The organism is Paenibacillus sp. FSL L8-0641 (assembly GCF_038006265.1).
GTDB lineage: Bacteria > Bacillota > Bacilli > Paenibacillales > Paenibacillaceae > Paenibacillus > Paenibacillus polymyxa_D.
Genome location: NZ_JBBOUW010000001.1, coordinates 2,221,639 through 2,245,494, shown reverse-complemented (window position 1 = coordinate 2,245,494; position 23,856 = coordinate 2,221,639). Strand labels below are relative to the sequence as shown.

The 23,856-nt window shown below is 45.8% G+C and carries 20 protein-coding genes; all 20 read right to left on the bottom strand.

Annotation, left to right across the window (positions count from 1 at the left end; all coding sequences use genetic code 11):
• Nucleotides 1–121: 121 nt before the first annotated feature.
• The 20 genes from dapA to MKY16_RS10165 all read right to left on the bottom strand — a co-directional run bounded on the left by dapA (nt 122) and on the right by MKY16_RS10165 (nt 23,752).
• A complete protein-coding gene (gene dapA, locus MKY16_RS10260; RefSeq protein WP_029517033.1) occupies nt 122–1,003 on the bottom strand; it encodes a 4-hydroxy-tetrahydrodipicolinate synthase in 882 nt (293 codons plus the stop codon).
• A gap of 39 nt (nt 1,004–1,042) precedes the next feature.
• A complete protein-coding gene (gene dapG, locus MKY16_RS10255) occupies nt 1,043–2,260 on the bottom strand; it encodes an aspartate kinase (protein ID WP_069011410.1) in 1,218 nt (405 codons plus the stop codon).
• 23 nt (nt 2,261–2,283) lie between these two features.
• Nucleotides 2,284–3,321: an aspartate-semialdehyde dehydrogenase gene (locus MKY16_RS10250; protein ID WP_340955227.1), complete on the bottom strand. Its 1,038-nt coding sequence runs from the start codon at nt 3,319–3,321 to the stop codon at nt 2,284–2,286.
• A gap of 134 nt (nt 3,322–3,455) precedes the next feature.
• Nucleotides 3,456–4,049 (bottom strand): dipicolinate synthase subunit B, encoded by a 594-nt coding sequence (locus MKY16_RS10245; protein ID WP_029517031.1) that lies wholly within the window; start codon nt 4,047–4,049, stop codon nt 3,456–3,458.
• A complete protein-coding gene (gene dpsA / locus MKY16_RS10240) occupies nt 4,046–4,945 on the bottom strand; it encodes a dipicolinate synthase subunit DpsA (RefSeq protein ID WP_029517030.1) in 900 nt (299 codons plus the stop codon). The genes MKY16_RS10245 and dpsA overlap by 4 nt, the downstream gene beginning before the upstream one ends.
• 185 nt (nt 4,946–5,130) lie before the next feature.
• On the bottom strand, nt 5,131–5,577 hold the full coding sequence (gene dut / locus MKY16_RS10235; protein WP_013309936.1) for a dUTP diphosphatase: 447 nt from the start codon (nt 5,575–5,577) through the stop codon (nt 5,131–5,133).
• Nucleotides 5,555–6,820 (bottom strand): M16 family metallopeptidase, encoded by a 1,266-nt coding sequence (locus tag MKY16_RS10230; RefSeq protein ID WP_209948042.1) that lies wholly within the window; start codon nt 6,818–6,820, stop codon nt 5,555–5,557. Before MKY16_RS10230 ends, dut begins: the two co-directional genes overlap by 23 nt.
• A gap of 51 nt (nt 6,821–6,871) precedes the next feature.
• Nucleotides 6,872–7,876 carry a polysaccharide deacetylase family protein gene (locus tag MKY16_RS10225; RefSeq protein ID WP_340955225.1) on the bottom strand — a complete coding sequence of 335 codons (1,005 nt, stop codon included), beginning with the start codon at nt 7,874–7,876 and terminating at the stop codon, nt 6,872–6,874.
• Between the two features lie 229 nt (nt 7,877–8,105).
• Nucleotides 8,106–10,208, bottom strand: a complete 2,103-nt coding sequence (gene pnp / locus MKY16_RS10220) for a polyribonucleotide nucleotidyltransferase (RefSeq protein WP_039274655.1) — start codon at nt 10,206–10,208, stop codon at nt 8,106–8,108.
• A 214-nt stretch (nt 10,209–10,422) separates the two neighbouring features.
• Entirely contained in the window at nt 10,423–10,692 is a 270-nt protein-coding gene (gene rpsO / locus MKY16_RS10215; RefSeq protein WP_007430074.1) for a 30S ribosomal protein S15, read from the bottom strand.
• Between the two features lie 132 nt (nt 10,693–10,824).
• A complete protein-coding gene (locus MKY16_RS10210; protein WP_340955222.1) occupies nt 10,825–11,763 on the bottom strand; it encodes a bifunctional riboflavin kinase/FAD synthetase in 939 nt (312 codons plus the stop codon).
• Between the two features lie 169 nt (nt 11,764–11,932).
• A complete protein-coding gene (gene truB / locus MKY16_RS10205; RefSeq protein ID WP_318626653.1) occupies nt 11,933–12,871 on the bottom strand; it encodes a tRNA pseudouridine(55) synthase TruB in 939 nt (312 codons plus the stop codon).
• Nucleotides 12,868–13,845, bottom strand: coding sequence for a DHH family phosphoesterase (locus MKY16_RS10200; protein ID WP_069011407.1), 978 nt, complete (start codon nt 13,843–13,845; stop codon nt 12,868–12,870). Before MKY16_RS10200 ends, truB begins: the two co-directional genes overlap by 4 nt.
• 51 nt (nt 13,846–13,896) lie before the next feature.
• On the bottom strand, nt 13,897–14,247 hold the full coding sequence (gene rbfA, locus MKY16_RS10195) for a 30S ribosome-binding factor RbfA (RefSeq protein ID WP_010346342.1): 351 nt from the start codon (nt 14,245–14,247) through the stop codon (nt 13,897–13,899).
• A gap of 20 nt (nt 14,248–14,267) precedes the next feature.
• A complete protein-coding gene (infB, locus tag MKY16_RS10190; protein ID WP_029517022.1) occupies nt 14,268–16,823 on the bottom strand; it encodes a translation initiation factor IF-2 in 2,556 nt (851 codons plus the stop codon).
• Entirely contained in the window at nt 16,816–17,139 is a 324-nt protein-coding gene (locus MKY16_RS10185; RefSeq protein ID WP_029517021.1) for a L7Ae/L30e/S12e/Gadd45 family ribosomal protein, read from the bottom strand. The genes infB and MKY16_RS10185 overlap by 8 nt, the downstream gene beginning before the upstream one ends.
• The gene (rnpM, locus tag MKY16_RS10180) at nt 17,132–17,440 is read right to left on the bottom strand and encodes an RNase P modulator RnpM (RefSeq protein ID WP_007430067.1); all 309 of its coding nucleotides are present in this window, start codon (nt 17,438–17,440) and stop codon (nt 17,132–17,134) included. The genes MKY16_RS10185 and rnpM overlap by 8 nt, the downstream gene beginning before the upstream one ends.
• A 23-nt stretch (nt 17,441–17,463) precedes the next feature.
• Nucleotides 17,464–18,561 carry a transcription termination factor NusA gene (gene nusA, locus MKY16_RS10175; protein ID WP_013309927.1) on the bottom strand — a complete coding sequence of 366 codons (1,098 nt, stop codon included), beginning with the start codon at nt 18,559–18,561 and terminating at the stop codon, nt 17,464–17,466.
• Nucleotides 18,562–18,662: 101 nt separating this feature from the next.
• A complete protein-coding gene (gene rimP, locus MKY16_RS10170; RefSeq protein ID WP_029517020.1) occupies nt 18,663–19,124 on the bottom strand; it encodes a ribosome maturation factor RimP in 462 nt (153 codons plus the stop codon).
• A 311-nt stretch (nt 19,125–19,435) separates the two neighbouring features.
• A complete protein-coding gene (locus MKY16_RS10165; protein ID WP_340955219.1) occupies nt 19,436–23,752 on the bottom strand; it encodes a PolC-type DNA polymerase III in 4,317 nt (1,438 codons plus the stop codon).
• Between the last annotated feature and the right edge of the window lie 104 nt (nt 23,753–23,856).

Here is a 23,856-nt window from a genome sequence, read left to right as displayed (position 1 = left end):
GAACGTCCTTCATGCTGGAGGACCTTGTCAGACAATAAACTCTATCGGTTTTGTACCTACCGACTGCCCTTAACAAGGTTACTCCTTAGTATTAATTAATATCCTACATTCCTATTTGTCTTTAGCGGGTAAATAATTTCTTAATAAATTCCGCTTCATCCTCAGTTGGAGGAATGAGCGGCAACCGAACCGAACCAACCCTAATCCCCCGTAATTCCAATGCATATTTTACTGCCACTGGATTAGGCAGAGGATGAGGACAGCCAAACAAACCCTTGAAAATCGGGAACAACTGCTGATGCAACTTTGCTGCCTCCTGCGAGTGTCCTCCTACAAGTGAATCGATCATCTGCTTCATTTCAGCACCTACCACATGGCTCGCTACGCTGATAATACCATAAGCACCTACAGCCATAGCAGGCAACCCAGAAGCATCATCCCCGGAATAAACCAAAAAACCCTCTGGCGCTGCCGCTGCAATCTGTGTAACCTGCGCAAGTGATGCACATTCTTTGGTTCCCACAATATTTGGAATTTGTGCAAGACGCAGCGTTGTTTCAGCTGTTAGACTCGCTCCAGTACGGCTTGGAACATTATACAGTATAGCTGGAAGGGATGTGGAGTTTGCAATACTTTCGAAATGCTGATACATCCCTTCCTGATTCGGTTTATTATAATATGGCACTACCAGTAGAACACCATCTGCTCCTGCCTGCTCCGCGGCACGGGTAAGATGAATGGAGTGACGCGTATTGTTGCTGCCAGTCCCGGCAATAATTTTACATCGTCCAGCTGCTTTTTCTACAACAAAAGCAAACAACTTGATTTTCTCATCATCGCTCAGGGTAGGAGACTCTCCTGTTGTTCCAGATACAACAAGTGACTCTGAATGCTGTTCTTCTATTAAATAATCAATCAACGAGGACAATGCAGTCCAGTCAATCTCTCCTTGCTGATCAAAAGGTGTCACCATCGCGGTAATCAATCTGCCGAAGTTCACCATGCTGCCTCCTTTTTGCAAATCCGAGCACGGACCATGCACCTATTGATGGAGTTCAAATTTATTATGCAATGCGCGTACAGCCTGCACCATATCTTCTTTTTTAACAAGTACCCAGATCGTCGTGTTGGAATCTGCGGATTGAAGGATCTGTACGTCTGATTCTGCCAATGCCTCCACAATCGTCGCCATAATGCCCGGTACCCCGTTGATACCACCGCCTATGACAGAAACTTTAGCACATCCGGCCAGTATCTTAGGTTCTAGACCCAACCCGTTCAATACTTCAACCGCTTTGCTTCCATCATAATCGAACACAGTATAAACTGCCCCCGATGGCGTTACATTAATAAAATCAACGCTGATTCCATGTTCAGCCATAGATTTGAACACTTGTAATTGCAAGTGCTCCATACCCGGCTTTAATTCAACATTAATCTGAGTGACATTGCCAACATACGCAATACCGGTCACGAAACGGTCTACGATGTCTGCCTGCACGTCTTTAAAGCCTTCCGGATGGGTAACTAACGTACCTTCTCCTTCGGAGAAGGTAGAGCGAACACGGACCGGGATATTAGCCTGCATGGCGATTTCAACAGCACGAGGATGGATAACCTTTGCTCCCTGATGAGCCATATTACAAATCTCCGTATAGCTAACATGTGTAAGCGGCTTTGCGTTTTCCACAATGCGCGGATCGGCGGTCAATATACCATTCACATCCGTATAAATATCAACCATATCCGCATGTAGAGCAGCACCTAGAGCAGTAGCTGACGTATCGCTGCCTCCCCGACCCAAGGTAGTCATATCACCGTCTGCTGTTTGTCCCTGAAAACCTGTCACAATGACAACTCTGCCTTGGTTCAACTCTTCAACAACACGGTCTGGCTTTATATCCAAAATACGAGCATTGCCGTATTGATCATCCGTAATAAAGCCCGCCTGTGCCCCAGTTAGCACTGTAGCAGGAATACCTTCCTTCTCCATCAGGCTGCATAATGTAGCAGCAGAAATAATTTCACCACAGCACAGCAATAAATCCCGTTCGCGCTTTGGCAGACTATCGCCGTTAGACACCGCCCAATCCAGCAGCGTGTCGGTGGCATAAGGCTCTCCTTTTCTCCCCATGGCCGACACAACAACAACCAATTGAAGATTTTGTTCCAGCTCCCTCTTCACATGTGCCAACACAAGTTTACGTGCTTCAGGTGTGGAAAGCGAGGTTCCTCCAAATTTTTGCACCAAAATACCCATTATTTTTCCCCCATATTGGAACGTTACTCCGCGTTTGCAGCAATAATTTCCGCGATTTGCACCGCGTTCCATGCCGCTCCTTTGAGCAGATTGTCGGATACGACCCACAAATTCAATCCACGGCTATTGCCCAAATCACGGCGTACACGCCCCACAAATACGTCAGGTTTTCCTGCAGCTTCAGATGCCAGTGGATAAAGCTGAGCAGCAGGATCGTCCACTAGTGTTACTCCCGGTGCTGAAGCCAGCAAATTACGGATTTCTTCTAAATCATAATCTTTTTTAAGTTCTACATATACAGATTCCGAGTGACCATATACAACAGGAATACGTACACACGTTGCTGTTACGTCCACAGATTCGTCACCCAGTATTTTTTTCGTTTCACGTACCATTTTCATTTCTTCCAGTGTATAATCATTGTCCTGGAATTTATCAATTTGCGGAATAGCATTGAAAGCAATCTGATGTTTTACTGGCAACGAGCCTACTGGCAACAGATCAGGCTGAACTTCATCACCGTTAAGAATCGCTGCGCTTTGACGATTTAATTCATCAATAGCTCGGCTTCCAGCCCCGGAAACGGCCTGGTATGTGGATACTATGATACGAGAAATGCCATACTGATCATATAATGGTTTCAAAGCAGCTACCATCTGAATGGTGGAGCAGTTCGGGTTCGCAATAATGCCTTGATGCTCGGCAATTTTGTCGCTGTTCACCTCAGGCACTACAAGAGGAGCTGTCGGATCCATTCGGAATGCATTGGTGTTATCAATGCAAACTGCCCCATGACGAACAGCATGCGGCGCCAATTCCTTACTTACGTCTCCACCTGCACTAAACAAAGCAATGTCGATTCCCTCAAAGCTGTCGGGGGTAGCAATCTCTACTGGAATTTGCTGACCTTTAAAGCTAATTAACGTGCCGGCAGAACGAGGCGAAGAAAGAAATTTGATTTTGTCCACAGGAAAATCCCGTTTTTCCAGCAGATTTACGATCTGTTCTCCTACAGCGCCTGTCGCTCCAACGACAGCTACATTAAACTTTCTATTGCTCATCTGGTATATCTCCCCTTCTCGACTAAAAAACCATTTTTTATTCTGAAAGCATCCACCGCCAACAAGAAATTAGACCCGATACAATATCGAATCATCTTCTAGGCGAGGGATGCTCAGCAGTTAACTATAATACTTCATGGGGTCTTGCGTTCCACAATCATCGGCTGAAGCTGTTTGCCCTGCAATGCTTCATAAGCAGCCTCCGGAATCAACTCCATGTTAGCTACAAGCGAGTTCGGCTTTTTAACTGGATTGTCCTGTCCGAACGGTACAAAAAAGATATTTTTGGCTACGAGTAATTTGGCGATATTGGCAGCATTTAGGCCCAGTCCATCATTAGTAGATATGGCTAAAAGAAGTGGACGGCCGTTGCGCAATTGCGCCTTGGCAGCCATCAAAACCGGACTGTCTGTCATCGCATTCGCTAACTTACTCATCGAATTCCCCGTCAAAGGTGCAATCACCAGCACATCGAGTATTTGGGAGGGACCCAGTGGCTCAGCCTCCACAATTGTAGAAATGATATCATTCCCTGTTATATCTTTCAACTGTTTTTGCCAACTTTGCGAAGTACCAAAGCGAGTATCCGTTGTTAGCACTGTATTGGATATAATAGGGACGACCTTTGCACCCTCATCAACAAAGCGCTGTATAACAGGCATTACCTCTTCAAATGTGCAATGTGAGCCTGTAATTGCATAACCTACTGTTTTCCCTTGCCAACTCATTGTGCATCCCCCCGATCAGGATTATCTTCCATTAACAACTGCACCAGCGTATTCGCTATAATGGCACCAGCAGTTTTGGGAGCAACAATACCGGGAAGACCAGGGGCAAGCATAGCCTTGATTCCACGCTTTTCCGCATAACGGAAATCACATCCGCCCGGGGCGGAAGCAAGATCTATAATCACGGTGCTCAATGGCAATTTAGACAGGATTTGCGCTGTGATAATCATAGAGGGTATCGTATTAAAAATCAAGTCAACTCCCTTTGTCTCATGCGCTAAATCCCTTGTCATAAAAGGCTTCCAACCCATTTCCACGGCTCTCGCTGCATCCTCTGCCCGCCGTACTCCAACCTTCACTCTAGCTCCCAATCCCTGTAGTGCCCTTGCCATGGTAAATCCAGTCCGTCCCATGCCTAGAACCATACAATCTGCACCGTGAATCGTAAAATCAGTATGCTGAATGGCCATCATCAGTGCGCCTTCGGCCGTAGGTATAGAGTTGTATATGGCCACATCATCTCTCTCCAGCAGCTCTACCAGCTTTAACTCATGTCTGGTACAAATTTCTTTTAAGTACGTCCGCGCCATTCCTGTATATACAATACAATGAGGTGGAAGAGCAGCAGCATGCTCATTCAGGAACTGAAGCTTCTGTGCTCCGAAAAGTGCATTTACGTTGCCTTCCTCATCGCATCCCACCACCGGCAAAATCAATGCATCTGACGATTCCAGCAGCTTGACAGACAGTGGTTCTAGTGTCACTCCTTTGAGTGGTACTTCAAGCTTGTCAAAACCGACCACACTGACGGTAGCATCCATGTCCACACATTTACGGATTACCTCAAGCTGCCTCGCATCGCCACCCAAAACAACGACGCGTATTCCTGTTAGCATCCGGATCACTCCTTTCCGAGACACGATATGCTTTTAGTCTATGCGAGTGCCCGGAAAGGGGTGAAAAAACACAAAAAAAAGCCGCCTCTTTATGAGGCGACCTTTATATGCATACATGCTCTTAAGCAAGTAAATTCGAAGCTTTTACAAAATAGATATTCGTACATTTTAAACCAACCATCGCCTCAGCGTCCTGTATGACCAAAGCCTCCAGCACCACGCACTGTTTCAGATAATTGGTCTACTTGTTTCAGCTCTACCTCAGGTACAACTTGAAATACCATTTGTGCAATTCGCTCATTGCGCGTAATCGTGAATGATTCCTCGCCCAAATTAATAAGAAGTACCTTAATCTCCCCACGATAATCCGCATCAATTGTTCCCGGTGTATTGAGACAAGTAATACCATGCTTAAGAGCCAGTCCACTTCGCGGACGGATCTGTGCCTCCAATCCCGCCGGCATAGCTATTGCAAATCCGGTTGGAACGAGGCAACGCTTGCCGGGTTCCAGTACCAGATTTTCCTGTACTGCTGCATACAAGTCAAACCCTGATGCAAGCTCTGACATTTTGCGGGGCAGCTCAATATCTTCATTGCCCGCGAGTCTGTTAATTTCCACGTAAGTTAACAAAATAGTCCCTCCTCATATCCTTTACCGCTGAATCACTCGCTCCCACCATCGACAGGGCAAACGGCTCCGAGAACATCCGATCCAGCACTTTGTTCACATCATTCGCCGTCACTTGCTCGATATGTTCGATCATTTGATCCAGCGTATAATGCTGACCAAGCATTAATTCATTTTTTCCAAGCCGATTCATCCGGCTACCTGTACTTTCAAGGCTTAAAATCAAACTTCCTTTTAATTGCTCCTTACCTTTACGAAGCTCATTAGCGTCTAAACCGTTGACAGCCACATCTCGTAAAAGCTCCAGAGTCAAATCCAGCACGTCCTTTGTTTGTTTAGGAGCCGTACCTGCATAGATCGTGAACATGCCACTGTCCGCATGGGAGCTATGATAGGAATAGACCGAATAAGCAAGCCCACGCTTTTCCCGAATTTCTTGAAACAAACGTGAACTCATGCCGCCGCCGATCGCGTTATTCAGCAAAACCATAGCATACTGGAGGTCGTCACCCGTCGCAAATCCAGGTAGGGATAAACAAATATGATTTTGCTCCGTTGCTTTCTCATGATACAACAGTTCACCGTTAAACGCAGGTACTGTCAGCGGCGAAACGGTTCCATGATTGTCAAAATGTCCAAAATGTCGCTCCAACAATTCTACCAAGCGATCGTCAACATTACCAGCCACACTGATAACCGTATTGTCGATTGTATAATGTTCCCTCATGTAATGGCTGAGATGTGAGCTATCCATAGCAAGCAGGTGATCTTCGGTTCCGAGAATAGGATAAGCCAGTGGATGTTCACCATAGGCGGCGCGAGATACAAGATCATGCACCATATCATCCGGTGTATCCTCATACATGGAGATTTCCTCCAAAATCACATTCTTCTCTTTTGCCAATTCTTCCTGATCTAGTTTGGAATTAAAAAACATATCAGACAGCACATCAACTGCGATCGGTAGATGCTCATCCAACACTTTGGCATAATAGCATGTATATTCCTTCGAAGTAAAAGCATTAACATTTCCTCCGATGGCATCGAATTGCTCAGCGATTTCCTTAGCGTTAAAACGCTCTGTTCCTTTGAAAAGCATGTGTTCGATAAAATGAGAGATACCGCTATTGTCCGGCGTTTCATTCCGGGAGCCAGTTTTAACCCAGATGCCGAAAGAAACTGAACGCACGGTTGGAATTTTTTCAATGACCACTCTTAGGCCGTTTTTGAGTTGAATTCTTTCCACGATTGGCCCTCCTAAACTGAATTGCATACAATCCTAACAGAAAAAAGACGTTCACTCAACCGGAACAGGTAGTTGCCGATCAGGGGAAAGCGTCTGACTGACAGTTCCGAGCATAAGTCCCTTACTACGAATGGCATGGATCATGCCTTTGAGAGCAGCCGCTGAGGAATCTGTTGGGTGCATTAATATCAGGGAGCCTGATTCTACCTTACTACTGATTTTGTTAATCACCGATTCCGGTGACGGATGTTTCCAATCTACTGTGTCCAATGTCCACAACACTGTTTTGAGCCCACTTTCTGCTGCTATATCCACCGTTTGCTGATTAAAATCACCCGAAGGAGGGGCAAACCAGTAATTTTTGATACCCAAAGTTTCTTGAAGAAGCAATTGAGTCTTTTCAATTTCTTGTGTGGCTCTGGCCCGACTCAGACGGCTCATATTCGGATGAGAGTAAGCATGATTCGAAAGCTCATGCCCTCTTTTTTGAATCTCCTTGGCGAGATCTGGATTTTTTTTCAACCAACTTCCATCAAGAAAAAATGTAGCCTTGACCTTTTCCTGATCCAGCGTGTTCAGTATCGGCAGGATAAATTCATTCCCCCATGCTACATTGATCATGAGGGATACCATCGGCTTTTCGGGGTTCCCCCTGTAAATTGGAACATTACCAAGCTGATTTAAATGTATTTTAGGTGCCAATTGCCGATATACATATTGAATGGGTCGATCCGGAGATGCAATCGCTTTGCGATAGGTAGCATCCAAATCCACCTCCAGCCCGTTATAGCCTGGAATAGCCTTCCATACCCTGTCGATCTTGGCATCAACTGGCTCCCGCCGCTGACGGGCTGCTTCTGTTCTTAGTCGCTGCATAAGCGCATTATCGGGTAAAGCCGCCATCGCCATCGTTGTTTCAACTTTAGGCTCCCCAACTCCTGTAACGTCTCCATTGCTTAATTGATCAGCGAAGTCACGAACCCCGCTAAACTGTCCGACTACCAGTGTGATGGCTAAACTGGCTACCACCCACACTGCTCGTTTTGCCCTACTCATAATTCCTTCATCCCCCCGCCCGTTTGTCCACATTGTATGCGACGAGGACAAGAACTATGACGTAGCAAGCTCTAGAAGCTCACTTGGGTGCAGCTTGTGTATATGTATGAAAAAAGAGCCAGAAACGTAGCTCTGCCTCTTTCCAAAAGCTTAAACAATGCTATTCAAATCCCTTGTACTGTTAATACGAAAAGCTTCTCCTGCCTTTCTAGTCTGCGACATGCAGGTCCTAGGATTTTGCAGGTGCTTCTGCTGTCAGAACAGCCTTACGGGACAGATTGACACGTCCTTGTTGATCAATTTCGGTTACTTTCACCGTAATTGTATCCCCAATAGCAATTACATCTTCAACTTTGGCTACACGCTCAGTAGACAGTTGAGAAATATGAACCAGACCATCTTTACCTGGTAAAATTTCAACAAATGCACCGAATTTCTCAATCCGTTTTACTGTACCGATGTAAATCTCACCGACCACGACTTCCTTTACGATACCCTCAATAATGGAACGTGCTTTTTCATTCATCTCTTGATTTGTGGAAGCGATGAACACACGACCATCTTGTTCAATATCGATTTTCACGCCGGTTTCTTCGATGATTTTGTTGATGATTTTACCACCAGCTCCAATAACATCACGGATTTTGTCCGGGTTAATGTGCATCGTCATAATTTTTGGAGCATACGGAGACAACTGCTCACGTGGCTTCTGGATCGCTTCCATCATTTTGCTAAGAATGAACAAGCGTCCTTCTTTAGCTTGCTTGAGCGCATCCTGTAAAATCTGGCGGTCAATACCGTTAATTTTAATATCCATTTGAATGGCAGTTACGCCTTCCGCAGTACCAGCAACTTTAAAGTCCATATCGCCCAGGTGATCTTCCATACCTTGGATATCAGTCAATACAGAGACATGATCTCCATCCTTGATCAATCCCATCGCTACACCTGCAACTGGAGCTTTAATTGGTACACCTGCATCCATCATAGCCAATGTACTTGCACAAATACTAGCTTGTGAAGTCGAACCATTCGATTCCAGTACCTCAGAAACCAGACGGATGGTGTATGGAAATTCAGTTTCGGAAGGAATTACTTTGGAAAGCGCACGTTCACCAAGAGCACCATGTCCGATTTCACGACGACCTGGCGCACGCAAAGGACGAGCCTCCCCTACGCTGAATGGCGGGAAATTGTAATGATGCATGAAGCGTTTTGTTTCTTCCAAATCAATACCGTCCAAAATTTGCACATCACCCAATGCACCAAGTGTACAAATGCTAAGTGCTTGCGTTTGACCGCGTGTAAATAAGCCCGAACCATGAGTACGCGGCAAGATGCTAGTGTCGCTTTCAATCGGACGAATTTCGTCAAGCTTACGACCATCAGGACGCACTTTATCATGCGTGATCAGACGACGTACTTCTTCCTTGACGATATCATAGAGAACTTCGCTCACGTCGCTCAAAAGCTCTGGTGTCTCTATGTATTGTGCTTCAAAATGGGCAACTGTCTCTTCGTTGACTGCATCAATCGCCTCTTGACGGGCATGTTTTTCTGCAATTTTAACAGCTTCCATTAAACGTTCAGCTGCATAAGCACGTACTTCACTGTTCACTTTTTCATCAACAGCATGCAGTTTAACCTGCATTTTCTCTTTACCTGCTACTTGCACCAATTGTTCAATGACTGCCACAATGTTCTTAATCTCATCATGACCGAACATAATGGCTTCCAGCATAACTTCCTCTGGAATCTCATTGCCTTCGGCTTCTACCATCATGATGGCATCTTTCGTTCCGGCTACAACCAGGTACATGTCGCTTGCATTCTGCTGTGCAATATCCGGGTTAATCACAAATTGTCCGTCTACACGTCCTACAGCGACTCCACCGATTGGCCCATTAAAAGGTACATCCGAAATGCTAAGTGCTGCCGAGGTTCCGATCATTGCTGCAATTTCAGGTTCGCAATCCTGATCGACACTCATAACCAGGTTCAACACCTGTACATCATTCCGGAAACCTTCCGGGAACAATGGGCGAATTGGACGGTCTGTCAAACGGCTGGACAAAATCGCTTTTTGACTCGGACGTCCTTCACGTTTAATAAATCCGCCAGGAATTTTCCCCACAGCATACAATCTTTCCTCATAGTTTACGGTCAGGGGAAAAAAGTCCAAATCTTTCGGTTCACGTGAAGCGGTCACGGTACAAAGCACAACTGTTTCTCCGTAGCTCACTTTAACTGCCGCATTGGCTTGTTTCGCAAGACGTCCTGTTTCCAGCACCAGCTTTCTTCCGCCGAGCTGCATTTCTACGCGTTGCTCCATGGTATCCCTCCATTTCATTTCATTGTAAAAGTTCTATACATATTCAGTATTTCCTGCGCAGGTCTTATTCATAAGAAGCTCGCAGGCAAACCAGGATATGTAATTCAAAAAAAGATTCCTCATTTCAAAAAAGAACCCGGCTGCTGTCCGCCGTCGCCTTAGCAGGGACAAGCGGTGAACAACCAGGCTTCTTTTCTCATTACATGTCTGAAAATTAACGACGCAGTCCGAGACGCTCGATCAACGCACTGTAACGTTTAACATCAGTCTTCTTCAGGTAAGCCAAAAGTTTACGACGCTGACCGACCATTTTCAACAACCCGCGGCGGGAGTGATGGTCTTTCTTGTGCGAACGAAAGTGACTTTGCAAGTTGACGATGTTTTCAGTAAGGATAGCGATTTGTACCTCTGGTGATCCTGTATCGGATTCATGAGTTTTGTACTCCTCGATCAATTGCTGTTTACGTTCTTGAGTCAATGCCATCCTGTTCACCTCCTTCATTATAATCGCCATTAGCCTCGTAGCCGCCGGTGAAAGCGGACAACCAAGCTAAGGTTCATCGTTGTTTACACAACATAAGTCAGTATAACACAGCGCCTGTCTTATGTAAATAAATTAGCCTAACAGCTTTTTAGCCGTTTGTGCGTCATTGCCAATTTGGTTGATCAGCTCATCCACCGAAGAGAATTTGCGTTCAGGACGGATGTAGTGGTGAAGCTCCACAAGTACAGACTCTCCATAAATTTGCTGATTAAAATCAAATAGATGTACCTCAAACGACGGATTCAGCACACCTTCATGGAAAGTAGGCTTAACCCCTACATTCATTACACCGTTTATCCAACGATCACCTACTAGTGCTCGTACAGCGTATACACCCTTGATCGGAATCGCGTAAGTATCTCTCAGTTTGAGATTAGCGGTCGGAAAACCGATCGTACGTCCACGCTTCTCCCCATCCATTACAGTACCCTGGATACGATAAGGACGTCCCAACCAGCGAGAGGCATGCGCTAGATCCCCAGTCTGTAAAGCACGGCGAATTCCAGAGCTGCTCACCTTGTCCCCATCCAGTTCGAACGGTGGTACGGTGTGCACAGACATCAGCTTTCCTCCCAGCGTCCGAAGTGTATTCTCATGCCCTGCTCCCCGGTGGCCAAACCGAAAATCAAAGCCTACTACCGCTGTTCGAATTTGCAATGGAAGCAGCACGTCGCTCATAAACGCCTCAGGGCTGACCTTGGAAAATTCTTCATTAAAACTCAAAATATAAAGTACATCCACACCCATATCAGCCAGAATAGTCTGCTTGTCCGCAAGCGGTGTTAAATAACCTTCATAATCGCCTTTTTTCATGACTTCCTTCGGATGAGGGTGAAATGTCATGACAGATACCGGCATTTGCTGTTCACGAGCCAGCGCAACGGCCTCGCGTATCACGCTTGCGTGTCCAAGATGAAGACCATCAAACTGACCGATCGCCGTGACCTGTGGACGTCCCCATTGCTGCAAAAGCTCATCACTCAATGGATAAGATAACGATACGGTAATCATTATTAATTCACCTGCATTTCACATCATTTGACTAACTTCGTCAAAATTATATCACAATTCAAGGTAAGAAAAACGTCTATCGACGTAATTCACGGAAGCCAGATCACGCCTAGCGGAAGTTTTTCTTGCAATTATAGAATTGTTCAGCTCCCCTGAAAATCTATAAATTCTATAATCTTAAAAAAACTTTAATGGGAGCAATCGCGTCTGATTCATCCCGACCAAATATGCCTAAAAACGTTTTATCCTCTTTATACAAACGGAAAGGCTGGTTGTCCGTCACAGGTGGTGAAATCATATTCAGCGACAGGCGCTGGCCTTGCAGAGCCGCAGTTACCTTGGCTTCAGCCACTATATGCTCAGGCATATAGTCAATCGCCTGATCCGTTGTAATAAGTCGCTCTCCAAGACTGCCATCCGCTACGAAACGCTCTATCTCTTCGAAAGTCAGACAACGTTCCGCAGGAATTCCCGCAGACATGGTTCGCTCCAGCTTGACCATCGTTGAAGGATATCCTAATTCACGGCCAATATCAACACATAGTGTACGGATATAAGTACCTTTGGAGCATAAGGCACGAAAAGAAATATCCACATACGCCTCCGTCTCCGCGAATCCCGTCATCTCCAACTCATAAATGCTTACTTCACGGCTTTGGCGCTCAACAGTTTTGCCTTCTCGAGCCAGTTCGTATAGGCGTTTGCCGTCCACTTTTAGCGCGGAGTACATTGGAGGCACTTGGGAGATCGTACCAACAAAACGCTTCAGAACCGCTTTGACTTCCACTTCCGTCACCTCTACTGGACGTTCACTTTCTTCCGTAATTTCCCCAGTCAGGTCCTCGGTATCCGTGGCAATGCCTAATCGCAGTGTAGCCAGATATTCCTTGGGCCGCTCTTGCATGTATTCCACCACGCGGGTGGCACGTCCCAGACACAAGGGCAAAACACCGGTTACTTGCGGATCAAGCGTTCCAGTGTGTCCGATTCGCTTCATACCTAATAAACGGCGAGCCTTGGCCACCACATCATGAGAGGTAAATCCAGCAGGTTTATAGACTGGTAGGACGCCTTCCCAAGCTGCTTGTTTCTTCTTTATCGGGTTCATAGCTCAGACTTCACCCGCCCTACAACTGTCTTAATGATATCTTCCAGTTTACCCTCTAGCCGACAGCCAGCCGCACGTACATGTCCACCGCCTCCAAATGATTGAGCCAGCGCGGCTACATCTACATTCCCTGCCGATCTCAAGCTGGCCTTGACCGCTTGATCATTAATAACCTTAAAGAAAATGCCTACCTCAACACCACGAATATTTCTTGGGTAATTCACGATGCCTTCCAAGTCCTCATTTACAGCGCCACATTCTGTCATATCGTCAGGTGATACAACGACCCAAGCGACTTTTCCATCCTCGGACATCGTGAGCGTTTGCAATGCTTTTGTCAGCACCTTCATTTGTGGAAAGGTCATTTCCTCGAGCAATTTCTCAGATAAAGAGGGACCATCTACACCGTAAGCAAGTAACTGTGACACAGCAGACATCACTTTCGGTGAAGTGTTGGAATAACGGAAACCTCCTGTATCCGTTAGCAACCCTGTATATAAAGCCGTTGCTACTTCGACGTCCCAGGTTACTGCAAACTCTTCCAGTAGATCAAAAAGAATTTCCGCTGTTGCCGCAGCATCCGACTTAATCACATTAACTGTACCATAAGCATCATTTGTTGGATGATGATCAATATTCAGGATAATGGCATCTTCCGTAAAAAACTGCTCTGTCAAACCAACACGACGGTAATCCGCACAATCTACACAAATGATCCGATTGTATTTCCGTTCTGGCGGTTGCTGGCTCATATCCATAATCTCATCGGCATGCCATAAAAAATCCATGCGCTTGGGAATAGGTCCCTCATTCAGCATGGTAAATTTCTTCCCCAGACATGAGAGAAGCCAGCCCACCGTTACGGTGGAGCTGACTGCGTCTCCGTCCGGCTGTACATGCGATACGATCAGGTAATCATCATGCTCCAGAATAAATTCCTTCGCTTGTTGAAGCGCCTGTTCATAGGTATGCATTGCCTTCTCCTTTACATTCAGTTCATGGTTCCTTCAGACAAACTAAAAGTTTTATTTTTCATCCTTGTCGATATCACTCAGCAGTTTTTCAATTCGACTGCCGTAAGCAATAGATTCGTCAATTTTGAAAATCAACTCAGGAATATGGCGCAGCCGTATCCGCTTGCCGAGTTCAGAACGAAGATAACCGTTCGCTTTGTCCAATGCTTTCAGGGAAGAATTTTTTTGTTCTTCATCCCCGAGCACGCTCAAGTATATTTTCGCTTGGGACAAATCATTTGTAAGATCGACACCCGTTACCGTGATAAAACCGATGCGGGGGTCTTTTAATTCAGTTTGGATGAGTTGGCTTAGCTCCTTCTTGATCTGCTCGCCAACCCGACCTGTACGTATTTTAGCCATGGATGCTCACCTCTCTGCCGTTAGCGCTCCACTGTTTCCATGACGAACGCTTCAATAATGTCGAGTTCCTTAACATCATTATAGCCATCAAGGGTAATACCGCATTCGTAACCTTGGGCAACTTCTTTTGCGTCGTCCTTAAAGCGTTTCAGTGAGTCGATTTTACCTTCAAAAATGACGATGCCATCACGAATCAGGCGTGCTTCTGCTGAACGGGTAATTTTACCGGATGTCACCATACAACCAGCGATCGTACCGACTTTAGTAACTTTGAACACGTTACGTACTTCAGCATGCCCAATCACATTTTCTTTATATTCAGGATCCAGCATGCCCTTCATGGCTTGCTCTATTTCTTCAATGACATTGTAAATGACACGGTGTAGACGAATGTCCACTTTTTCAGCTTCCGCTGTAGATTTCGCCTGGTTATCCGGACGAACATTAAAACCAATGACAATAGCATTGGAAGCTGCGGCCAAAATAATATCGGATTCGGTGATTGCTCCTGCACCACTGTGAAGAATTTTAACGCGCACACCTTCGACTTCAATCTTGTTCAAGGAACCTTTCAACGCTTCGACGGAACCTTGCACGTCACCTTTAATAATGACGTTCAGATCCTTCATTTCGCCATCCTTGATGTGTTGGAACAGGTCATCCAGTGTTACGCGTGTATTACTGCCCAGATCAGATTGGCGTTGTGTGATCGCACGTCTGTCAGCAATAGCGCGTGCTTTCCGCTCATCCTCAAACACCATGAATGGATCGCCAGCAAGTGGAACTTCTGTCAAACCAGTAATTTCAACTGGAGTGGAAGGACCTGCTTCCTTAAGACGACGACCTTTATCGTTGACCATGGCACGCACACGTCCGAAGCAGTTACCCGCTACGAAAGCATCGCCAACTTTCAGTGTACCATTCTGAACGAGGATACGAGCCACAGAACCGCGGCCTTTATCCAGTTCTGCCTCAATGATGGTACCACGTGCCCGTTTGTTCGGATTCGCTTTGTACTCATTCACTTCAGCTACGAGCAGAATCATTTCGAGCAGGTCTTCCAGACCCATTCTTTGTTTCGCGGAAACGTTGACGAAAATCGTATCGCCGCCCCACTCTTCAGGTACCAATTCATATTCAGTGAGTTCTTGCTTCACTTTATCCGGGTTGGCATCTGGTTTGTCGATCTTGTTCACAGCTACGATAATTGGCAGACCTGCCGCCTTCGCATGGTTAATAGCTTCGACCGTCTGAGGCATAACACCGTCATCAGCTGCAACCACGATAATCGTCATATCTGTCACTTGAGCACCACGTGCACGCATAGCAGTAAAGGCTTCGTGACCCGGTGTATCCAGGAAAGTGATTTTTTTGCTGTTAATTTCAACTTGGTATGCACCAATATGCTGTGTAATACCGCCAGCTTCGCCACCAGTTACATTAGTCGAGCGAATGGCATCCAGCAAAGTTGTTTTACCATGATCGACGTGACCCATAATCGTTACAACGGGTGGACGTGTTTTCAGATCCGCAGGATCATCATTTTCTTCCACCGTTTCAAAACGATCTTCTTCGACCGGAATTTTCACTTCTACCTCGACACCAAAGTCTCCGGCAAGCAAGAGGATAGTATCCATATCCAGTTCCTGGTTAATGGTCGCCATCGTTCCGAGCATAATCAGCTTTTTGATGACTTCTGACGCATCCTTGTGAAGAAGCTTGGCAGTTTCGCCTACGGTCATCTCACCACGAACAATAATTTTCTTTGGCGTGTTGTCGATTTTCTCGCGACGTTCCTGTTGTTGACCTTTACCACGATTGTTAAATTTCCCGCCACGATTGCTACCACCGCGATTATTGCCTCCACGACCACCGTTACCACCGCGTCCGCCGCCTTGACGGTTATCATCAAAACGTCCTTGACCGGAACGGTTACCACCGTTGTTGGAGTTACTGCCTGTACGGTTGCCACCACTACGGTTCGCATTGTTGCTACCTGTGGAGGATGATGTTCTTACAGCCGTACCACCCTGACTACTTCCCTGAGGGCGTGAGTTAGTGCTTTGGCTACCTTGAGGACGCGAACCTGTGTTACCGCCGGGACGCTGTTGTCCTCCCTGTTGTTGACCATTACTGCGGTTTTGTGTACTTTGCTGACCAGTGGGTCTGCTAGTACTTTGTTGACTGCGGTTTTGACCGCCCTGCTGACTGCTTTGCGCTTTTGGAGCGCTGCTTCGGTTACTGTTTTGGTTGTTGTTTGTCCTATTCATACTTACCTGCTTTTCCTGTTGATTTTTGGTTTGCTCAGTTGAATGATTACTATTCTGGCTTGAACCGGCCTGATTCGAGCTTACTTGCACCGTACCTGCTTCGCCTTGCTTGGCCGCAGCATTGGATTTAATATTCTTAAAAAAACTTTCCACTTTACCTACGGCATCATGTTCCATGACGCTCATATGGTTGTTCACGGGAATATCCAGCCGTTTAAGAATGGTGATAATTTCTTTGCTGCTCATGTTCAACGATTTGGCGTATTCGTATACCCGCACTTTGTCTTTGTTTTCTTGTTTACTCAATATACTCCACCTCCGACATTATCCCCGTATGTTTCTTGATCAATTTCGCGAATCCTTGATCCGTCACAGCCAGCACAACCCGTTCAGGCTTGCCGATACTGCTTCCCAAGCTTTCCCGGTCAAATCCTATCATTAAGGGGATTTTGTACGTCCCGCATTTGTCGCGGAATTTCTTTTGAGTATTCATTGAAGCATCTTTCGCAAGAATGACCAGCTTGGCTTCTGAAGACCTGATCGCTTTATAAACGATCTCATCACCTGTTAGCAGCTTGCCAGCTCTCATGGCAAGACCCAATCCAGACAGCGCCTTATTCATCCTGCACGCTGCCTTGTGCCGCCAGGAATTCTTCCTCGACGGCAGCAAAATCACGACTTAGCTGCTCATAAATATCAGGATGAACCGAGTGCTTCAATGCTCGATCCAGTGCCTTGCTCTTTTGAGCCAGCTTGAAGCAGGCGGCTTTGCCGCACAAGTAAGCGCCGCGTCCCGACTTTTTGCCAGTCAAGTCAATCAACACTTCGTCTTCAGGGGTTTTGACGACACGGATCAACTGCTTCTTTGGCATCATTTCATGACAGGCCACACATTTGCGCAAAGGTATCTTTCTCTGTTTCATGCATTAACCCCCCTACACTCCGCTTAATCTACAGAAACGGAATCCTGATGCATTTCATCGGTGGATGTTCTCGGTCTGCCGAGTTCTTCCTCCGCCTGTGTTTCACTCTTAATATCAATTTTCCAACCCGTAAGCTTAGCAGCAAGGCGAGCATTTTGTCCTTTGATACCAATAGCAAGAGAAAGCTGATAATCAGGCACAATAACACGCGCCATTTTCTCTTCTTCAAACACCTGCACTTCGAGCACCTTGGATGGACTCAGCGCATTAGCCACGTATTCATCAACATTATCGGAATAACGCACAATGTCGATTTTTTCGCCACGCAGCTCGTTCACAATAGTCTGTACACGTGTTCCTCTAGGACCCACACAAGAGCCGACCGGATCCACCTCGGCGTTACGGGAATGAACCGCGATTTTAGAACGGAAGCCTGCTTCACGCGCTACGGAACGAATCTCTACAACACCATCAAAAATTTCAGGCACTTCGAGTTCGAACAAACGCTTAAGCAGACCCGGATGTGATCGGGACAGCATAATTTGCGGTCCTTTGGTTGTGTTTTCTACTTTGGTAATATAAGCCTTAATTCGATCCAGATGGCTAAATTTCTCATTAGGCATCAATTCGCCTAACGGGAGAACCGCTTCCACCTTACCAAGATCAATATAAATGTTACGTGGGTCTTGGCGCTGTACAGTTCCTGTTACAATATCTTCTTCCTTGTCCACAAACTTGTTGTAGATCAGTCCCCGTTCCGCTTCGCGGATACGCTGGGTCACGACCTGCTTCGCAGTTTGTGCAGCAATCCGTCCAAAATCACGTGGTGTAACTTCAATTTCAGCGATATCTTCCAACTGAAAATGCGGGTTAATCTCACGAGCCGCAGGCAATGAAATCTCGGTGCGAGGATCCAATACCTCCTCAACGATCAGCTTGCGGGCATATACCTTAATGACTCCCGAGTTGCGGTTCATATCAACACGCACGTTTTGTGCGGTGTTGAAATTCCGTTTGTAACTAGAAATCAAGGCTGCTTCAATGGCCTCAAACAGCACATCCTTGCTGATCCCCTTTTCTCTTTCCAACTCGTTCATTGCTTCAATAAAATCCATACTCATGGATTACTGCTCCCCCTTTCAAATGATGCACCTGCGTACTGGTCGGCACACGAGGCAAAAAAACATGTAGTACATGTCAAACAGCAACAGTCAAATCTGAATTAAAATATGATCGCGAGCCTTGCACCAGCTACCTTGTCATAAGGTATAGCATGCTTCTTTTGTCCGCTTTGAACGGTGAGTTCCCCATCTTCAAAAGAAAGCAAACGACCTTCAAATTCCTTCAGGCCGTTGATCGGCTCGTATGTAGTAACGAATACGTTTTTGCCTACCGCTTTAGTAACGTCCTCCGCTTTTTTTAGCGGTCTTTCGGCGCCTGGTGAAGACACTTCCAGAAAATATGCTGTAGAAACAGGGTCATTTTCATCCAACTTTTGACCCAAATATTCACTGATCATACTGCAGTCGTCCAGATCAATTCCTCCGTCTTTGTCTACAAAAACGCGAAGAAACCAATTACTGCCCTCTTTGACATACTCGACATCGACCAGTTCAAAACCATGCTCTTCGAGGTAAGGTTGGGCCATTTCTTCTACTACTGATTTGATCTTTGGTGTGCTCAAAGATTATAACCTCCAAAAGTGAACTTTCCTGTGTTGAAAAAAAGATGCCCTATTGCATGGACAATGCTTCTCCATCACCGGCATTTTCATTTTCATTTGATGTAATGTTCATTTCGGGCTCACTGCAAATAAACCGGCGTACCGGTTTCGTGCCCAAAAACAACCTTTTCACGTTGTAACTGTATATCAAACAGTAAAGAGTGGGTTTCCCCACTCTTTTAGCAACGGTTTTATCTCCATGATTACCAAAAAAATTATAACATAACCGTAGTTATGTGACAAGTGCCAGAGCTTGACTACTGTGGTTCGGATTAAAACAGAGACAGCTGATTACTCTCTGGAAGACCTCGAAAGCAACCCATCTGAGACAGCATTTCGACAATGGTTTTACTAGCCTTCGATTTTTGTTGAAAATCCTCGACAGACAAAAATTCACCATGTTCACGGGAGGCTGCGATGTTACGTGCCGCGTTGTCTCCAATTCCCTGAAGAGCTCCGAATGGCGGAATGAGTGAATCTCCATCCACCTTGAAGCGTGTAGCTTCGGAACGGTACAAATCAATGGATTTAAAACTAAACCCGCGAGCCGTCATTTCCAGAGCCATTTCCAGGATCGGAAGCATCCCTTTTTCTTTGGGAGGTGCCTGAAAACCGAGTTGCTCGATTTCGACAATCTTCCGCGCGATTGCATCATATCCCTGACAGCACAGCTCAATATCAAAATCGGCTGCACGTACTGAAAAGTAAGTCGCATAATATTCAATCGGATGATACAGCTTAAAGTACGCTGTGCGCACTGCTGAAATAACATACGCTGCAGCATGCGCCTTCGGAAACATGTACTGGATTTTCAGACAAGAATCAATATACCACTGTGGCACCTTGCATTTTTTCATTTCCTCAATCCATTCAGCACTAAGCCCCTTACCTTTACGTACGCTCTCCGTAATTTTAAAGGCCAGACCTGCGTCCATGCCTGCCTTGTAAATCAAAAACAGCATGATGTCATCACGACAACCAATTACAGTCTTGATGTTACAAGTATTATTCTTAATCAGTTCCTGTGCGTTCCCTAGCCATACGCCCGTGCCGTGAGACAGTCCGGATATTTGCAGTAAATCGGCAAAAGAACTTGGCTGCGACTCTACTAACATTTGGCGCACAAACTTCGTCCCCATCTCTGGTACACCATAGGTTGCTACAGGCGTGCGGATTTGCTGGGGTGTAACACCGAGCGCCTCCGTGGAGTTGAACATGCTCATAACCTTAGGATCATTCATTGGAATGGTCGTAGGATCGACACCAGTCAAATCCTGAAGCATCCTCATCATGGTCGGATCATCATGACCCAGAATATCGAGTTTGAGTAAATTCGCATCAAAAGCGTGATAATCAAAATGCGTTGTTTTCCATTCCGAGCTTGTATCATCGGCGGGGTACTGTACCGGCGTAATATCCTCGACCTCAATATAATCGGGAACAACGACAATTCCGCCTGGATGTTGCCCGGTACTGCGTTTGACCCCTGTACAGCCCGAAGCCAGCCTATTCAGCTCAGCCCCACGCCATTTTTTATGATGCGCCTCTTCATATTTCTTGGCAAAGCCAAAGGCTGTCTTCTCGGCAACGGTACCGATGGTTCCAGCACGGAATACACTTTTCTCACCAAACAGTACTTTCGTATAGTTATGTGCCACAGGCTGATATTCGCCAGAGAAGTTCAAGTCAATATCGGGAACTTTATCTCCCTTAAACCCAAGAAACGTTTCAAACGGAATATCCTGTCCCTCACCCTTCAGTTTGCCGCCGCAATTCGGACAATTTTTGTCCGGCAAATCAAATCCACTCGGCACACTACCGTCCAAAATCCATTCGCTATGTCTGCATTCAGGATTACCGCAAATATAATGTGCAGGCAGTGGATTAACCTCGGAAATACCGAGGAAGGTAGCGACCACAGAAGATCCAACAGACCCCCGTGAACCTACCAGATATCCATCCTTATTAGACTTTTTAACCAAGCGCTCGGAAATAAGATAGTTGGCAGAGAAACCGTATTTAATAATCGGCTCCAGTTCTTTTTCAAGGCGAGCTACAACCACCTCGGGCAATTCCTCACCATAGATAGATTTAGCCGTCTCATAGCAAGTGTTACGGATTTCCTCGTCCGCCCCATCCAGCAAAGGTGTAAACAGCTTGTCAGGGAACAACTCCAGCTCCTCAAATCGATCCGCCAACTCACTGGTATTCTTCACAACGACTTCATAGGCTTTCTCCTCGCCCAAAAACTCGAATTCTGCCAGCATTTCGTCTGTGGTGCGTAAATGCGCATCAGGCTTACGAATATCTTTTAGCGGACTAAATCCCGTAATGCCATGTATCGTAATATCACGGTACAACTTATCGCGCGTTTCCAAATAGTGAACATTGCCTGTGGCAATTACGGGCTTATCAAGTCGCCGTCCAATTTCGCATACTTTGCGTATTGCCGTTTTCAGAGCATCGGGCCCGCTTACCAGTTGTTTTTCTACTAAATGCATATACATCGTCAAAGGTTGAATCTCCAACACATCATAAAACTGTGCAATTTCCTCGGCCTCTTCCTCGGACTTGTTTAACACAGCCTCAAAGAACTCTCCTTTTTCGCAACCAGAAATAATAAGCAATCCATCTCTCATTTCTGACAATTTGGATTTAGGAATACAAGGCACACGCTTGAAATATTCGGTATGAGACATCGAAACCAGCTTGTACAGATTTTTTTTACCAATCGGATTGAGGGCATAAATACAGCAGTGAAAAGGACGAACGGTCGATAAATCCTTACCCACATAATCATTCAGACGATCGAGCATTTTTAAACCCTTAATTTGTTCCGCATCATTCAGCAAGCCATTTAGCACTTCAGTCAGTGCGACTGTATCGTCAATGGCTCGGTGATGGCTTTCGAGCGCAACTTTATATTTGGTCGTCAGCGTATTCAGACGGTGGTTTTTCATTGTTGGAAACAGTAAACGAGCCAATTCTAGCGTATCCAGTACCGGATTGGTCATTTCAGGCAACCCCATATTTCGAAGGGTGGCCTGGATAAACCCGACATCAAATCGCGCATTATGGGCAACCAATACAGCATCGCCAGCAAAAGCTACAAACTCCTTCATAACTGGTTCTACATCCGGCGCGTCCTTGACCATTTCATCGTTAATGTTGGTCAGTTGCTGGATATTGTATGGTATGCGCTCATGCGGATTAACAAAGGTAGCATAACGATCAACTTCTTTGCCATCATGCATTTTTACAGCCGCAATCTCAATGATTTTATTCTGCGTAACCGATAAACCGGTGGTTTCAATATCAAAAACGACATATGTCGCTGTTTTCAAATTTAATGGTTGTGCCTGCATTACAACCTCAACGGCATCATTAACCACGTTGGCCTCAATACCGTAGATCATTTTAATTCCGTTTTTCTTTGCTGCTTTTGCTGCATCGGGATAGCATTGCACACCGCCATGATCAGTGACCGCAATCGCCTTGTGCCCCCATTTGGCGGCTGTTTTGACGTATTGGTCAATAGAGGCGACAGCATCCATTGCGCTCATCTTTGTGTGGAGATGGAACTCAACCCGTTTTTCCTCTGCATTATCCTTACGTGTGGGTGGAGCCTGTACTTCAACTAGATCGGAAGGAATCATAACCAGCTCGGGAATTTGCATAAAACGATCATATTCAACTCGCCCCCGCACTTTGACCCATTTCCCGTTAGCCAACAAACTGAGGATCTTCAGATCTTCTTTAGTTTTAGCAAACATTTTCATTTGCAGGGAATCACTAAAGTCTGTCAAATAATACGTAAACAACGTACTGCCATTGCGCAATTCTTTACTATCCAAACCGAAGATTGTTCCTTGTAAGGTGACTTTTTTCTCTTCGTCCTGAATATCTTGCATCGGAACAGCCGGTTCTTTGATGTCATAACCAAATTGAAGCCGTACGTCTCCTTCTTCTTCATCCAAAGGCGGCATTTCGGATTCCATACTTTCCATCATCTGCTGAATAACTTCGCGTTCTTCCTGCATCTTCTTTTCTTGGAATTGCTGTAATGCCTCCTGGTTACTTTCACCCACTTGGACTTTAATGCGCATAGAGAGGCCGAAATATTTATCGTAAAATTTGATGATAGCTTGATCTATCTGTTTTTTACGCGCCAGTTCCAATGACATACTATCGCTCATCGTCAGCAATAATAGACCGTCTTCCCACTCATGCACAGCCCGATTCATCCAACCGTTAACAGATGGGATCTCACGATGCACCCATTCTAGAAAAAGTTTCCAGTATTCACTGATGATATCACCAGGCTGAATCTGCTCACTATACTGAAAACGGAACGTAATTTTTGCGATATGACTCATTTTTTCCTGTACTTGAATACAGAACGTACGATACACCTGAGCGGGGACCAGTGTCTCCTTGGCAATGGTGATATTCCAATCCTTATTGGTACGGCTAATCTCCACTTGATCAATCCAACCGTCCAAAAAATAAGGTTCAACCACTCCAGCCGGCATCCCAACTTGCTTCATCAGCAGTTCCAGCCGCTTTCTCTTTTCTTCAGCTCCGCCCATGGCTCTCCCCCCAATTTTAAATCTACCATTCTGAAAACATGAAAAGCTTCTGCGTCAAAAACATCTCCGACCGCAAAAGCTTTTCGTAGCCCTCTTCAATCCTT

What these genes read in the sequence shown, in the direction of transcription:
- rnpM (WP_007430067.1), bottom strand. Translation starts at nt 17,440, where the DNA reads ATGAAACAGAGAAAGATACCTTTGCGCAAATGTGTGGCCTGTCATGAA.
- rbfA (WP_010346342.1), bottom strand. Translation starts at nt 14,247, where the DNA reads ATGGCTAAAATACGTACAGGTCGGGTTGGCGAGCAGATCAAGAAGGAG.
- nusA (WP_013309927.1), bottom strand. Translation starts at nt 18,561, where the DNA reads ATGAGTATGGATTTTATTGAAGCAATGAACGAGTTGGAAAGAGAAAAG.
- truB (WP_318626653.1), bottom strand. Translation starts at nt 12,871, where the DNA reads ATGAACCCGATAAAGAAGAAACAAGCAGCTTGGGAAGGCGTCCTACCA.
- MKY16_RS10185 (WP_029517021.1), bottom strand. Translation starts at nt 17,139, where the DNA reads ATGAATAAGGCGCTGTCTGGATTGGGTCTTGCCATGAGAGCTGGCAAG.
- rpsO (WP_007430074.1), bottom strand. Translation starts at nt 10,692, where the DNA reads ATGGCATTGACTCAAGAACGTAAACAGCAATTGATCGAGGAGTACAAA.
- dapA (WP_029517033.1), bottom strand. Translation starts at nt 1,003, where the DNA reads ATGGTGAACTTCGGCAGATTGATTACCGCGATGGTGACACCTTTTGAT.
- dpsA (WP_029517030.1), bottom strand. Translation starts at nt 4,945, where the DNA reads ATGCTAACAGGAATACGCGTCGTTGTTTTGGGTGGCGATGCGAGGCAG.
- dapG (WP_069011410.1), bottom strand. Translation starts at nt 2,260, where the DNA reads ATGGGTATTTTGGTGCAAAAATTTGGAGGAACCTCGCTTTCCACACCT.
- MKY16_RS10210 (WP_340955222.1), bottom strand. Translation starts at nt 11,763, where the DNA reads ATGATTACCGTATCGTTATCTTATCCATTGAGTGATGAGCTTTTGCAG.
- MKY16_RS10245 (WP_029517031.1), bottom strand. Translation starts at nt 4,049, where the DNA reads ATGAGTTGGCAAGGGAAAACAGTAGGTTATGCAATTACAGGCTCACAT.
- MKY16_RS10250 (WP_340955227.1), bottom strand. Translation starts at nt 3,321, where the DNA reads ATGAGCAATAGAAAGTTTAATGTAGCTGTCGTTGGAGCGACAGGCGCT.
- MKY16_RS10165 (WP_340955219.1), bottom strand. Translation starts at nt 23,752, where the DNA reads ATGGGCGGAGCTGAAGAAAAGAGAAAGCGGCTGGAACTGCTGATGAAG.
- MKY16_RS10200 (WP_069011407.1), bottom strand. Translation starts at nt 13,845, where the DNA reads ATGCATACCTATGAACAGGCGCTTCAACAAGCGAAGGAATTTATTCTG.
- MKY16_RS10225 (WP_340955225.1), bottom strand. Translation starts at nt 7,876, where the DNA reads ATGAGTAGGGCAAAACGAGCAGTGTGGGTGGTAGCCAGTTTAGCCATC.
- pnp (WP_039274655.1), bottom strand. Translation starts at nt 10,208, where the DNA reads ATGGAGCAACGCGTAGAAATGCAGCTCGGCGGAAGAAAGCTGGTGCTG.